Annotated in this window: 10 protein-coding genes and 1 pseudogene; 2 read left to right on the forward strand and 9 right to left on the reverse strand. The window is 64.6% G+C overall.

Going from position 1 to position 13,354, the window contains the following annotated elements; all coding sequences use genetic code 11:
• The 3 genes from EN906_RS07580 to EN906_RS07590 form a co-directional block, all read right to left on the reverse strand.
• Window positions 1-1,140, reverse strand: a 1,140-nt coding sequence (locus EN906_RS07580; protein WP_127375123.1) for a 6-hydroxynicotinate reductase, incomplete at its 3' end; no start/stop codon positions are given.
• Window positions 1,137-3,971 carry a molybdopterin-dependent oxidoreductase gene (locus EN906_RS07585; protein WP_127267039.1) on the reverse strand — a complete coding sequence of 945 codons (2,835 nt, stop codon included), beginning with the start codon at window positions 3,969-3,971 and terminating at the stop codon, window positions 1,137-1,139. The genes EN906_RS07585 and EN906_RS07580, both read right to left, overlap by 4 nt.
• Window positions 3,968-4,822 carry a xanthine dehydrogenase family protein subunit M gene (locus tag EN906_RS07590; RefSeq protein WP_127267040.1) on the reverse strand — a complete coding sequence of 285 codons (855 nt, stop codon included), beginning with the start codon at window positions 4,820-4,822 and terminating at the stop codon, window positions 3,968-3,970. Before EN906_RS07590 ends, EN906_RS07585 begins: the two co-directional genes overlap by 4 nt.
• Before the next feature lie 244 nt (window positions 4,823-5,066).
• On the opposite strand from EN906_RS07590, the gene pncA reads away from it, so the two are divergent.
• Window positions 5,067-5,681 (forward strand): bifunctional nicotinamidase/pyrazinamidase, encoded by a 615-nt coding sequence (gene pncA / locus EN906_RS07595; RefSeq protein WP_127267041.1) that lies wholly within the window; start codon window positions 5,067-5,069, stop codon window positions 5,679-5,681.
• A 157-nt stretch (window positions 5,682-5,838) separates the two neighbouring features.
• Entirely contained in the window at window positions 5,839-7,284 is a 1,446-nt protein-coding gene (locus EN906_RS07600; protein WP_127267042.1) for a sodium:proton antiporter, read from the forward strand.
• On the opposite strand, the gene EN906_RS07605 is transcribed toward EN906_RS07600, so the two are convergent.
• From EN906_RS07605 to EN906_RS07630, 6 genes and pseudogenes are all read right to left on the reverse strand, one after another.
• On the reverse strand, window positions 7,285-8,004 hold the full coding sequence (locus EN906_RS07605; protein WP_127267043.1) for an ABC transporter ATP-binding protein: 720 nt from the start codon (window positions 8,002-8,004) through the stop codon (window positions 7,285-7,287).
• Window positions 8,001-8,729: an ABC transporter ATP-binding protein gene (locus tag EN906_RS07610; RefSeq protein ID WP_127267044.1), complete on the reverse strand. Its 729-nt coding sequence runs from the start codon at window positions 8,727-8,729 to the stop codon at window positions 8,001-8,003. The genes EN906_RS07605 and EN906_RS07610 overlap by 4 nt, the downstream gene beginning before the upstream one ends.
• Window positions 8,726-9,690 (reverse strand): annotated as a pseudogene (locus EN906_RS07615) (branched-chain amino acid ABC transporter permease). The gene EN906_RS07610 and the pseudogene EN906_RS07615 overlap by 4 nt, the downstream one beginning before the upstream one ends.
• The gene (locus EN906_RS07620) at window positions 9,687-10,568 is read right to left on the reverse strand and encodes a branched-chain amino acid ABC transporter permease (RefSeq protein WP_127267045.1); all 882 of its coding nucleotides are present in this window, start codon (window positions 10,566-10,568) and stop codon (window positions 9,687-9,689) included. Before EN906_RS07620 ends, EN906_RS07615 begins: the two are co-directional and overlap by 4 nt.
• Window positions 10,569-10,606: 38 nt before the next feature.
• Complete coding sequence (locus EN906_RS07625; protein ID WP_127267046.1) at window positions 10,607-11,911, reverse strand: ABC transporter substrate-binding protein; 1,305 nt, start codon at window positions 11,909-11,911, stop codon at window positions 10,607-10,609.
• Window positions 11,912-12,039: 128 nt separating this feature from the next.
• Entirely contained in the window at window positions 12,040-13,353 is a 1,314-nt protein-coding gene (locus EN906_RS07630; RefSeq protein WP_245484200.1) for a hypothetical protein, read from the reverse strand.
• Between the last annotated feature and the right edge of the window lies 1 nt (window position 13,354).

A 13,354-nucleotide genomic window follows, 5' to 3' on the forward strand; every position in this document is an offset into this window, starting at 1 on the left:
GAACAGCACTGTGCACAAAGCTGGCTCGCAATTGTCCTCGATCAGCCCGACCGACTTCTGCAGCCGTTCGGGGAAAGGTTTTTGCACCGGTTTCAGTTCGTCGTCGAGTTCGTAATAGGCGAACTGTTCGCCGGTGGTCGACACCATCAGCAGCGACAGCCCCGGCCGCGCGCCTTTCTTGGCGTTCCACTCTCCGAGGATCGACAGCGGGTCTGAAATGCTGGTGCCGCCCCAGCCCAGCCCGGGTTCGGACACCTTGAAATAGCGGCCCGGCGTCGAACGGCGGCCGATTATTTTTATCCCTGTATCCTGCCAGCCCAGCACCTTGCCGGCCTGATGCTCGGAAACGACGCCGGTGATGTGGTCGTCGACCACCACCACCTCGTCGACAAGGCCGCGCCATTGCGTGGCGAACATGCCGATGGTGGCCGAGCCGCAGCCGACGCGCATTCGGTGTTCCTGCTTGCCGTCGATGACAGGTGCTTTGCCGGCTTCGACTATGATGGTGGCGCCGCCGTCGATGGCCAGTTCCACCGGCTTGCGGTTGCACAGATTGAGCAGCGCGTCACAGGTGGCGCGTCCCTCGGCCTTGGAGCCGCCGGTCAGATGGTGCACACCGCCCAGCGACAGCATCTGCGAGCCATACTCGCCCGTCGTGACATGGCCGATCGCTTCGCCGGCTGCGCGGACTATTGCCGTCTCGGGACCGAGGTGACGGTCGGTATCGATCTTCACCTTGACGCCGCAATAGGAGAAGATGCCCTCGGTGACGACGGTGACGAGATCGACGCCTTCGACCTCCTGGCTGACGATGAAGGGGGCCGGCTTGTAGTCGGGATAGGTGGTGCCGGCGCCGATTGCGGTGACGAAGCGGCGGCCGGTGTTGACCAGTTCGCCGTCCCAGGCCTCGCCCACGGCGACGAACGGCACGATCGCCGCGCCGGTCTCGGCCGCATGATCGAGGATGGTCAGCGGGTCCGTCCGCACGATCCTGCCGCCGACATTGCCGTAGCGGTCGCATGCTCCGGTGCGCCCGTCAGCGATGTAGCACATCACCGGACAGGCATCGCAGCGGATCTTCTCCGCCACCAGCTTCTCGCCGGGATCATGGGTCTCGAAGCGTTCGGCAAGCTCGCTCATCGGCGTGCCTCCTTTTCGCGGATGCCATCTTTTTCGCGGATGCCAGCGCGGATACGCGTCGGCGTCGCCGGAATCTTGGTGACCAGCACGCCGGTGGCGTGGCGGATGGCATTGAGGATCGCCGGTGCCGTCGGGATCAGCACATGCTCGCCCAAACCCTTGGCGCCAAAGGGTCCTTCCGGATCCGGAACTTCAATCAGAATGGTCTCGATCGGCGGCACGTCGCCAATGGTCGGGATGAGATAATCGTGCAAATTCTCGGTGCGGCCGGGGATATACTCTTCCATCAGCGCCATGCCGATGCCTTGCGCAATGCCGCCTTCGATCTGGCCCTCGGCCAGCAGCGGGTTGATCGCCTTGCCGACATCATGCGCGGCGGTGATTTTCAGCAGCTTCACCGTGCCGAGCTTAAGGTCGACCTCCAATTCGGCGATCTGCGCGCCATAGCCGTAAACGGCGTAGGGTTTGCCCTGGCCCCTGGCGTCGAGGGGCAGCGTCGGCGGGTCGTAGGTCTCCTCGGCGCGAAAGACGAAGCCTTCGGTGTCTACATCCAATGTCGCGAGATCGACGCGGCGCGTGGCTTCACCTTCGCGGATGACGATCACGGGGCCGTCGAGCTGCAGGGCTGCGTTTTCGGAAACATTGGCGAAGCGCAGGATCGTTTCGCGCAAGGCGCGGCCGGCCTTTTCGGCCGCCTTGCCGGTTACAAAAGTCTGGCGCGAGGCCGAGGTCTTGCCGGCGTCGGGGGTGATGGCCGTATCGGCGCTCTTCAACTGGAATTTCTCAAGCGGCAGGCCGAGCGCGTCGGCGCATATCTGGGCGATGACCGTGTTGGATCCCTGGCCGATATCGACGGCGCCCTGGTGCAGGATGACCGTGCCGTCAGCCGCGATGCCGACCCGGATTGTCGACGGGTTGGGCAGCGAGGTGTTGCCGCAGCCATACCAGCAGGACGCGACGCCAACGCCGCGCTTTCTATCCCTGCTGGCACGGTTGAACGCATCCGCATCAGCCGTCGCGCGCACCCAATGCGGCTGCAGCGATTCGAGGCATTCGGCAATGCCGACGCCGGACTCCAGAAGCTGCCCGGTAACCGTTTCGGATCCGTTACGAAGGCAGTTCTTCAAGCGAAAATCGAGCCGGTCCATGCCGAGCTTGCCGGCTAGCTCGTCATACAGCGTCTCCTGCATGATCGTCGCTTGCGGCACGCCGAAGCCGCGGAATGCGCCGGAGATCGGCCCATGCGTGTGGATGGCGCGGCCTTCGGCGCGGTAATTCGGCGTCGCATAGGGTCCGGAGGCGTGCACCGGCACGCGGTTGGCCACGGTAGGGCCCCAGCTTGCATAGGCGCCGGTGTTGAAGTCACCTTCGAAGATCATGCCGGTGACAATGCCGTCGGCATCGGCGCCGATGGTCGCTCTCATCTCGGCCGGATGGCGCTTGGTGGTCGAAATCATCGATTCGGTGCGGGTGTAGGCAAGTGCCGCCGGCCGCCCCGTCTTCATCGCCACCAGGCCGATCAGCGGCTGCAGCGAAACGTCGAGCTTGGACCCGAAACCGCCGCCGGTCGCGGTCGGCACGATGCGCACCTTGTCGACGGCTAGGCCGAGCACCTTCGCCGTCTCGTCGCGGTCCATATAGGGCGCCTGGGTGCAGGCGACGACGACCAGCGTGTCGCCGTCCAGATAGGCATAGCCGGCTTCCGGTTCGATATAGGCGTGCTCGACATAGGAGGTGTCGATGGCGCCAGAGACGGTGAAAGCCGCGCCGGCAAGCGCTGCTTCCGGATCGCCGCGTTCGACGAAGCCGGAGGTCAGCAAGTTTGCCGCCCTGTTTTCATGAATGAGCTTGGCACCGCCGGCGCGCGCTTCGCAGGATTGGAGAACATGCGGCAATTCGGTCCAGCGGATCGGAAAATCCGAGAGGTCGAGATCGAGCATCGCCTCACGCTCGCCGGCAACCAGCGCCACCGCCTCACCGCGGAGGCGGGCAAACCCCTCAGCCAGCGCCGGCTGGTCGGCGAACGGGCCGATGACGCCGAAACAGTTTTTTCCCGGAATGTCGGCTGCTGTGAAGACACCGGCTATGCCGGGATGCGCCTTCGTCCAGCCGTCGAGGTCGCCGAAGGCGAAGCTGGCGTGATAATGCGGCGAGCGGACCACCAGCACGGCCAGCGCATCGGCGGGGAAGGAATCGCCGCCGAATTTCTCAGCCCCGGTGACCTTCGGCACGCCATCGAGCCGGACGGGCGAGGAGCCGATCGCATGGCCTGATCGAGGCAAGCGGAAATCGAGGCTTGCGCCCTGCAGGGACGCATCCATCACCGCCGCGATGATCTTCCGGTAGCCGGTGCAGCGGCAGAGAATACCGCCCAGCGCATCCTGCACCTCGGCCTCGGTCGGGCTTGGCTGTTTGTCCAGCAACGCCGTTGCCGCGACCAGCAGCGCCGGCGTGCAGATGCCGCACTGCGCCGCGCCATGGGCAAGGAACGAGGCCTGCAGCGCCGACAGCCGGCCATTGGCGAGGCCTTCGACGGATGTTACCGCCGTCCCGGCGGCGGAAGCCGCCGACATCAGGCAGGCGCAGACCGGATCGCCGTCGACCAGCACCGTACAGGCGCCGCAGTCGCCGGCGTCGCAGCCGATCTTGGTGCCGGTCAACAGCAATTCATCGCGCAACACCAGGGACAGGCGGCGCAGGGGCGGCACATTGACCGAGACGGCGGTGCCATTGACCTCGAAGGCGATATCGGCGCGCGCAGCGCCGAAGCCTGGCTGGGCACTGCCCGGATCGGGCAGGGCTTCACGCGCGTCAGGCCAATTTTGGCTCATGCCGCCACCTCTTCGCCAGTCGTACGCCCCATAGCCGCGAGCACCGTGCGGGCAACAATCTCGCGCACCGCATCGAGCCGGTATTCGGCGCTGCCGCGCACATCGGCGATCGGCGACAGTTCTGCCATCGGCGCGGCCAGGACCGCGTCGGCGAGTCCGCCGTCCACCGGCAGACCGTGCAGCGCGGCTTCGACGCCGGCCAGCCGCTTGGCCACCACCGAACAGGAGCCGGCGGCGACCGCCGCTTGCCGGACAAGGCCATCCTGGACGACCAGACGCGCCGCCACCATGGCGATGGAAATGACGAGATAACGGCGCGCGCCGAGCTTGACGAAAGCCGACGTGCCGCTGGGCTTCGGCACGCGGATGGCCGTGACCATCTCACCGGGCAGCAGAGCGGTTCGGCGGTTGCCGAGAATGAAGTCCTGCAACGGCAGATGCCGCGTCGCGGCCACCGAGCGCAGCTCGACCTCGGCATCGAGGATGAGCAGGGCCGGCACGCCGTCTGCGGCAGGCGATGCGTTGCAGAGATTGCCGGCGACCGAGGCGACGTTCTGGATCTGCACCGAGCCAACCTCACGCGCCGCCTGTTTCAGCGCATCGAAGGCCGGCGGCAAGGGATGGCGGACGATGTCGGTCCAGGTCGTGCGCGCGCCGATGACGAAATGGTCGTGCGTCTCGGCAATGCCGCGCAGCGCCGCCAGGCCGTTAATGTCGAGAACATTGTCGCGGAACGGTTTGCTGCCCTGTGCCGGATAGAAATCGGTGCCGCCGGCAAGGATGCGCCAGGCGCCCTCGCCAAGCAAAGCGAGCGCTTCGTCGACCGAGGTGGGTTTCGCGTAACGGATCACGCTTTGCCTTCCAGAAGGAACTTTCCGAATCCGGTATTTCCGGCGTTCGAGCCGAGAAACTCATTCGTATGCAAATGATATCAAGCCCGCTGGATTTGTCAAAGCCCGAGTTTGCGGCGGCCCGGCCGGCACGCATTTGTTATGTCGCGAGAGGTTGACGCCGCCGGCCATCTGGTCAAGTTTCTGCGTCCGGTCGCGTCAGCGGCATTTTCCACTGGAGCCTGCATACGGAAGAGGAAAGCCCATGGCCGACGAGGCGCTTGTTGTCATCGACCTGCAGAACGACTTTTGTCCCGGCGGCGCGCTGGCGGTTGCCGGCGGCGATGAGATCGTGCCACTGGTCAACGACCTGATCCGGCGAACCGACCATGTCGTGCTGACGCAGGACTGGCATCCCGCCGGTCATTCCAGCTTTGCCTCCAGCCATCCGGGCGCGCAGCCTTTCACGATGATCGAAATGCCCTATGGTCAGCAGACGCTGTGGCCGGACCACTGCATCCAGGGCAGCCTGGGCTCGGATTTCCATTCCGGCCTGGCCTGGACCAAGGCCGAGCTCGTCATTCGCAAGGGATTTCGGTCTGATATCGACAGCTATTCGGCCTTCTTCGAGAACGACCGCACGACGCAGACCGGCCTTGCCGGCTACCTCCGGGAGCGCGGCATCGACACGCTGACCCTGGTCGGGCTGGCGACCGATTTCTGCGTCGGCTTTTCGGCGCTGGACGCCGTCAGCCAGGGCTTCAAAACCACAGTGCGGCTCGATGCCTGCCGCGGCATCGATCTCAACGGTTCGCTCGATGCCATGCTGCAGCGCCTGCGCGACGCCGGCGTGACGCTCGAAGACCCTTTGTCGGATTGAACGGCCGTTGGGCAAGCACCCCCTCACCCGGATTGCCAGCCGAATTGCGAAGGGCAATTCGGGGCAATCCGACCTCTCCCCGAGGGGAGAGGAGAAGGCGAGCGTCGGCGCCGAGTCTCTTCTCCCCTCGGGGAGAAGGTGGCCGCGTAGCGGCCGGATGAGGGGGCCTTTTTCATATCCGATCTCCCTGTTGGCTGCATGCGCTGCGATAATTGCCGCCGTGCTGTTCCCGGCACAGGCTTTCGCGGCGGAGGAACACGGCCTGCCCGGCGCTTCGATGCCGCTGTGGTGGGCGCTGCCCTTTGCCGGGCTGCTGTTGTCGATCGCCACCGGTCCGCTGCTGTTTCCTCATGTTTGGGAACATCACTACGGCAAGATATCGGCCCTTTGGGCCGCACTGGTGATCGTGCCGCTGGCGGCTGCCTTCGGTGTTCCCACAGCGACCGAAGCGGTGCTGCATGCGTTGCTCACGGAATACATGTCGTTCATCATCCTGCTGTTTGCGCTGTTCACCATTTCGGGCGGCATTCTCCTTGCCGGCAACATTCACGGCACGCCGCTGGTGAATGCAGGCCTGCTGCTGGTCGGCGCGCTGCTGGCCTCGGTGATAGGCACGACCGGTGCCTCGATGATCCTGATCCGGCCGATCATCCGCGCCAACGATAACAGGCCGTTCAACGCCCATGTCGTCATCTTCTTCATCTTCCTGGTGTCCAACATCGGCGGCTCGCTGACGCCGCTTGGCGATCCGCCGCTGTTCGTCGGCTTCCTCAGAGGTGTCGACTTCTTCTGGACGACCGCCAATCTCTGGCGCGAGACCCTGTTCGTCGGCGGTGCCGTGCTGGCCGTCTTCCTGGGCATCGACATCATCCTGCATCGGCGCGAGGCTGGCGCGCCGAAGATCAAGGATCCGACGCCGGATACCAAGGTGCGTCTGCGCGGCCTGGCCAACCTTCCGCTGCTGGCGGGCGTGATCGGCGCCATCCTGGTGTCGGCGGCCTGGAAGCCCGGCGTCAGCTTCTCGGTGTTCGGCGTCAGTCTCGAACTGCAGAATCTGGTGCGCGACGCCATCATCCTGGCGCTCGCCCTGCTGTCGCTTCCGCTCTCCTACAAGAGCCACCGGGAGGCGAACGGCTTCAATTGGGGCCCGATAGCAGAGGTGGCAAAATTGTTTGCCGGCATCTTCATCTGCATCGTGCCGGTCATCGCCATCCTAAGGGCAAGCCATGACGGCGCGCTGGCACCGCTGGTGTCGCTTGTCAGTTCACCCTCGGGTACGCCCAACGATCTCGCCTATTTCTGGCTGACAGGGGCATTGTCGTCCTTCCTCGACAATGCGCCGACCTATCTGGTGTTCTTCGAGCTTGCCGGCGGCGACCCCCGGCACCTGATGACGGAGTTCGCTTCGACGCTTGCCGCGATCTCGGCCGGCGCGGTGTTCATGGGCGCCAACACCTATATCGGCAATGCGCCGAACTTCATGGTCTACGCCATCGCCCGCCATCGCGGCGTGAAGATGCCGGGCTTCTTCGGCTACATGCTGTGGTCTGGGCTGGTGCTGATCCCGACATTTTTGGTCGCGGGCTTTCTGTTCTTCGGCTGATCACCCGACGCCGACATAGCGGCGGACCGCCGACGGGTCGGCGCGCAACTCCTCGACGTCGACCGTCTCGCGGTTGCGGCCGTTTTCGATGAAGGCAACGTGGTCGGCGACCGAAAGCACCGCATCGACACGCTGCTCGACCAGGATGGTCGAGACGCCCATGTCGCGCAGCTTCGACACCGTCTCGCGGATCTTGGCGATCATCGACGGCATCAGCCCTTCGGTTGGCTCGTCGAGCAGCAGCACTTGCGGTTCGAGACAGAGCGCGCGCGCCATGGCCAGCATCTGCTGTTCGCCGCCGGACAATGTGCCGGAACGCTGCCGCAGCCGCTGGCGCAGCAGCGGGAACAGGTCGAGGACATTTTCCCGCACGGCCTTGCCCTTGCCGCGCGCCATCAGGCCGATCTCGATGTTTTCCGCCACCGTCATTTCGGCGAACAGCCGTCTTCCCTGCGGCACATAGGCGACGCCGGCCTTGGGCACTTCATGCGCCGGCAGACCAGTCAACTCTTGGCCATCGAGCCTGATCGAGCCGGCGCTTGAGGGAACCAGTCCCATGATGGCTTTCAGCGTCGTCGTCTTGCCGGCGCCATTGCGGCCGAACAGGCACAGCACCTCGCCCTTGTTCAGCACCAGGTCGAGGCCATAGAGCACCTGGACCTCGCCATAGTAGCAGTCCAGTCCAGAGATGGTCAGCGCCTCGGACTTTGCCTCGGTCATGGGGCGGTCCCCAGATAGGCTTCCTGCACCGCCGCGTTCTCGCGGATCGCTTCGGGGGTGCCTTCGGCCAGGATCTTGCCGGCATTGAAGACGGTGATGCGGTCGGCGAGTTGCATGACGACAGGCATGTTGTGCTCGATCAGAAGCACGGTGGCGTTCTTGGCGATCTCGCGCACCAGGGTGATGAAATTGTCGATCTCGCTGTCGGCCAGCCCTTGCGTCGGCTCGTCGAGGATCAGCAGGCGCGGCTTCAGTGCGAGGCCCATCGCCACTTCCAACAGGCGCTGATGGCCGTAGGACAATTGGCCCGCCGGCATGTGGGCACGATCGGCCAGGCCGGTGCGTTCCAGTGCGGTCATGACAGCGGCCTGTATCGCGCTCTTGGAATGACTGCCATGCCGCTGCGTCAGTTGCGCGGGCAGCGCGACGTTGGCGTAAACGGACAGGTTGGCATAGACGCTGGTGAGCTGGAAGGTGTAGGCGATGCCCCTGCGCACCCTGACATAGGCAGGCAGATTGGTGATGTCGGCGCCGTCGAAGACGATCATGCCGGCAGACAGCTGGATGCGGCCGCTGACCAGGCTGACGAAGGTGGTCTTCCCCGCCCCGTTGGGGCCGATCACGGCACGGATCTCGCCCGGCATCAGCGCGAAATCGACATTGTCGACGGCGCGCAGACCACCGAAATTGCGCGACAGGCCCTTGGTGGTCAAAAGCGGCATCATGGCAGCCACCCGAGCCAGCGCTGGCGGATGCTGCCCAGAATGCCTTTCGGGAAAAACAGCACCAGCAGGATCAGCGCGATGCCGACGATCAGCAGATAGGCGGAGGTGTAGCCGCTGGTGATATCAATGACATAGTACATGAACAGCGTGCCGATCAGCGGTCCGAGCGTCGTCGCGGCACCCCCCAGCAGCACCCACAGCAGCGGCAGGATCGAATACTGCACCGACGCGAAGCTCGATCCGACACATAGCCGAACAGCAGCGCATAGGCGGCCCCCGAGGCCGCGCAGATGATGCCGGAGATGACGACGGCGGCGAGCTTGTTCGAAAACGTATCGTAGCCGAGCATCTTCGTGCGCTCCTCATTCTCGCGGATGGCGACCAGCACGCGGCCATAGCGGGAGCGGACGATGGCCAATGTGACGAGCAGCACGATGGAAAACAGCGCCAGCGCTGTCATGTAGCGCACCGTCGGATTGGTGAGTTCGAGCGATGTAGCGCCAAAGCTGAGCACCCGCGCCGGCTGCGGCACGACCATGCCTTGGTCGCCGCCGGTCCAAGTCGCGAAGTAGAGGATGAGGAGGTAGAACACTTGAGCGAACATCATGGTGACGATCATGAAGGCGACGCCCGTGGTGCGCAACGCCAGCAGGCCGATCACGAGTGAAACAACAACACCACAGCCGAGGCCCGAGGCGAATGCCGCTGGTACGCTCCAGCCGAGCTGGATGACGGCAAGGCCGGCGCCATAGAGCCCGGCGGCGAAGAACATCGCATGGCCGAGGCTGAGCAGGCCGACATAGCCGAACAGCATGTTGTAGCCCATGGCAAAGACCGCCAGCACCATGATGCGGGCAAGCAGGCCGTGATAGTAGTCCGGCAGCAGGAAGCTCAGCACGAAGAGCAGGGCGATGACGCCGAGATGCAGGGCATAGGCTTTTGCCGGCGAAGCTTCGCTCATCGCGATGCCGTCCCGAACAGGCCTTGCGGGCGGAACACCAGCACCATGGCGACGAGCAGCGTGGCAATGATCTTGGCCAGCGTCGGCGAGAAGAACATCGAGATGATGCCGTCGGAGAGGCCGATCAGCACGGCGGCGACGACCGTGCCGCGCAGCGAGCCGAGGCCGCCGATGATGACGACGATGAAGGAGAGCAGCAGCGGATCCTGTCCCATCAGATAATGCGCCTGGCTGATCGGCACGATCAGCACCGCGGCAATGGCCGCCAGCATGGCACCGAGCGCGAAGACGCCGCCATAGACACGGCCGACAGGGATGCCGAAGGCCTGTGCGGTTTCGCTGTCATACTGCGTGGCGCGCATGACGAGGCCGATCCTGGTGCGCGTCAGCACCAGCCATGTCGCGGTGAGCAGCAGCGCGGAAGCGGCGATAACAGACAGTTTGTAGCCGGAATAGCCGAACCACGGCAAAAGGATGCGGTAGCTGAACGGCGGCTCGACCGGCCGAGCCTCCGGGCCATAGAAAGTCAGCGCCAGCTGCTGGATGATGTAGAGCATGCCGATGGTGGCGACGATGGTGGCTTCCGGATTGTAATTGAGCCGGCGCAGCACCAGCCGTTCGGCGACCAGCGCAATGGCGCCGACGATCAGCGGGGCAATCACCAGCGCCGCCAGGAAGCCGAGCGCAGGGTGACCGCCGATGGCCGTGGTGATCGCCCAGGCGAGCACCGCGCCCAGCATGAAGAACTCGCCATGCGCGACATTGACCACCCGCATGACGCCGAACACCAGCGACAGGCCGAGCGCCGTCAGGGCTAGCACTGACGAGGTGACGAGGCCTTCGAGAGCGGCGAGGAGGAGGTGGGGACCAAAGTGCATCGGTTACACGCTGGCAGGCGCTTGCTGGAATGCCAAACTCACAGCGCCTGCGTCGTATAATCTCCCTCGGCCTCGTAAAGCCCGTCCTCGATCTTGGTCTTGTGCACGACCTTGAGCTTGCCGCCCTCGACCTTGGAGATGTTCTGGATACCAAAGCACTGGTGGATCTTGCCGTTGAAGGTTTTTGGCCCCTGCGGATGCTGCGGGCCTTCGGCGAACTCGGTCAGTGCCTCGGTCGCCTCGACCAGCTTGGCGCGGTCTTCCGGACCCTTGTAGCCGGCGTCTTCCATTGCCTTCTTGACGACATAGAGCGTCTCCCAGCAGCCGAACATGTGGGCTGCGGTGGAGACATCCTTGGGATCGCCGACGGCAGCGCCATTGTCATCGATGCCGACAGCGGTGCGGTAGGCCTTCTGCGCTTCGGAATCGTTGGCCTGCGCATAACGCGGCGAGCCTTCCCAGAAATGGCTGCCGTCGAGGAATTCGAGGCCGGGGCTGTTGATGTCGGTGGCCTCGAGCGAATCGATGAAGCCGAACAGTTGCGGTCGGTTGGAGCCGTAGAATTCGCCGAGCTCCTTGACGAAAGTGAGCACGGCCGGGCCGACCATGACGTGGTAGATCACCTCGGTCTCGGCCGGGATCTGCGGGAAGTATTTGGTGAAGGACGATTCCGTCGGCGGGATGGCGATCTGCGCGATGACCTCGCCGCCTTGCGCCTTCAGTGCCGGCGGCAGGTAGTCGCGATGGTCGTAGCCGAAAGCGAAATCGGGGAAGATCTGCGTCACCTTCTTGCCGGCATTGGCCGCGATCCACGGCGCCATCGACTGGATCTGGCTCTTCACGTCGGTGATGCCGGGCTGGAAGACATAGCGGTTCAGCTTTGTCGAGGCGACGTGATGGCCTTCGCTGACGACGAAATAGGGCATCTTGTTTTCGCCGGCGGCGGGCGCAGAGCCAATGACGACATGCGAGAACAGCGTGCCGAAGACGATGTCGGTCTTGTGCTGGGTGGCGAACTTGCCGACCACCTCGGCGCCACGGCCGGGATCGGTGCCGTCATCCTCGATGATCACCTCGACCTGACGGCCGTTGATGCCGCCGGCGGCGTTGATCGCCTTGACCGCGGCAGCCGTGGTCTTCTCGTACCAGCGGCCATAGGCGGCGCCGATGCCGGTGCGGTGCGACTGGAAGCCGATCTTGATCGGCGCCGAACTCTGCGCCTGGGAATAGCGGACGTAGCCGGGGGCCAGGCCCAGGCCGGCGCCGGCGGCCAGACCCTTCAGCGCCGTGCGGCGGGTGAGCGTGGATCTGGAGAGATCGAAAAACCCATTCTTGTCAGTCACGGCAGTTCCCCTGTTTTTGAGTTTTGACTGGCTGTAACGAGGCAAAAAATCGCATGTGTACAAACTAAATCACCAAAGCCCCGACGTGGCAAGCGGGCTTTCCCCGAAGGCATGCTGGTCGCCTTTTCTCATCCGACAGTCGGCGTGGCAAGCAACCAGAGGCCGAAGACGGTGTAGGCGATCATCAGCAAGGTGAGCGGGAACTGGCTGAGTGCCGCGCGGGAGGGCTGTGGGTGCAGGCGCCAGGCGAAGCCGTGAGCGACGAGGACGGCGAGCACATGGCCCAGGATGATGGCGCCGGCCTGGATATTCCACAGCCACCACGCAGAGTCCGCCCCCGCAACGATGCCGGCCTCGATCTGCATGTCGGCGGTGCCGAACAGGTTCCAGCCCAGCGCGAACGGATCGGACAGTGCCGCAAGCGCATACTGGCCGTCGACGAGCAGCGCCGTCAGATAATGCGCAACGTGATAGGCAAGCGCAATTGGCACGATCGACCACACCAGCAGGCCTGCGGCCTGGCCGAGCGTGTGATCGCTGCCGGCAAGACGCTGGCCGAGCCGGACGGCAAGCAGGAACACCGCCGCCAGCAGCGCGAATGTCAGGATCAGCCCGCAAGTGCCGCTGCCGATCAGCGCGGTGCGGCCGGGAAATTCGAGCGGGTTGATGCCGAACAGGCCGAGCCAGAAGAAGGTCTTCGACAGGCCGTCGAAGGACACCGACGACAGGGCCAGCAGCAGGAAGGCGATGCCGCTGGCCGGCAGGGGCTGCGCCGTCAGCAGCTTGGCGCCGGGCCAGCACAGGCCAAGCCGGCCGTCTTGGTTGCGTTCGGCCACGGCGAAGCGCGCCACCATCGAGAAGAAAACCGTCAGGAATTCACCGCTGCGGCTCCAGCCGCGATAGCCGAACGCCAGCATGGCGAGGAAAGAGAACAGCCAGTAGAGGCCGGCGGCCAAGGCCAGCCGCCCCGGATCGTCGGGCGCCGGATCGATGAGTTCGAACCAGGCGAAGGCGAAGAACAGGATGACAGCCGGCCAGCAGCCGACCCATCCGGGCAGGCGCCATGCTCCGTGATCCCTGGTCCCGAACAGGCGCGAGGCGAGACGCCATGCTCCATACCAGGGGTTGAGCCATGACCAGAGGTCGCCGAAGACACCCTGCAGCAGCGTGACGCCGGCCCACAACAGTGTCCAGATCACCAGTGGCAGAGGATTGGAAAGTGGGTCGCGGCTGCCGAAAAAGCCGGCGGCGATAAGAATTGCAAAGCCGGCGAAGGATAGCAGGCTGATGGCGGCGCGGGTGGCGTCGCTGAGGGCAAACAACGGCAGGCGCCGGCGCCAGAAACGATCGAGAAAATCCGCTGGCAGCAGCGCCAGGACGAGGAAACTGACGGCAACGGCGAAGGCGCCGCCGATCAGATAGTAGCCGGTCGGCAGCAGCAGG

The organism is Mesorhizobium sp. M7A.F.Ca.CA.004.06.1.1, from assembly GCF_003999135.1.
GTDB lineage: Bacteria > Pseudomonadota > Alphaproteobacteria > Rhizobiales > Rhizobiaceae > Mesorhizobium.

Coding starts and splice junctions, on each gene's coding strand:
- EN906_RS07585 (WP_127267039.1), bottom strand. CDS start 3,971: ATGAGCCAAAATTGGCCTGACGCGCGTGAAGCCCTGCCCGATCCGGGC.
- pncA (WP_127267041.1), top strand. CDS start 5,067: ATGGCCGACGAGGCGCTTGTTGTCATCGACCTGCAGAACGACTTTTGT.
- EN906_RS07600 (WP_127267042.1), top strand. CDS start 5,839: ATGAGGGGGCCTTTTTCATATCCGATCTCCCTGTTGGCTGCATGCGCT.
- EN906_RS07605 (WP_127267043.1), bottom strand. CDS start 8,004: ATGACCGAGGCAAAGTCCGAGGCGCTGACCATCTCTGGACTGGACTGC.
- EN906_RS07610 (WP_127267044.1), bottom strand. CDS start 8,729: ATGATGCCGCTTTTGACCACCAAGGGCCTGTCGCGCAATTTCGGTGGT.
- EN906_RS07620 (WP_127267045.1), bottom strand. CDS start 10,568: ATGCACTTTGGTCCCCACCTCCTCCTCGCCGCTCTCGAAGGCCTCGTC.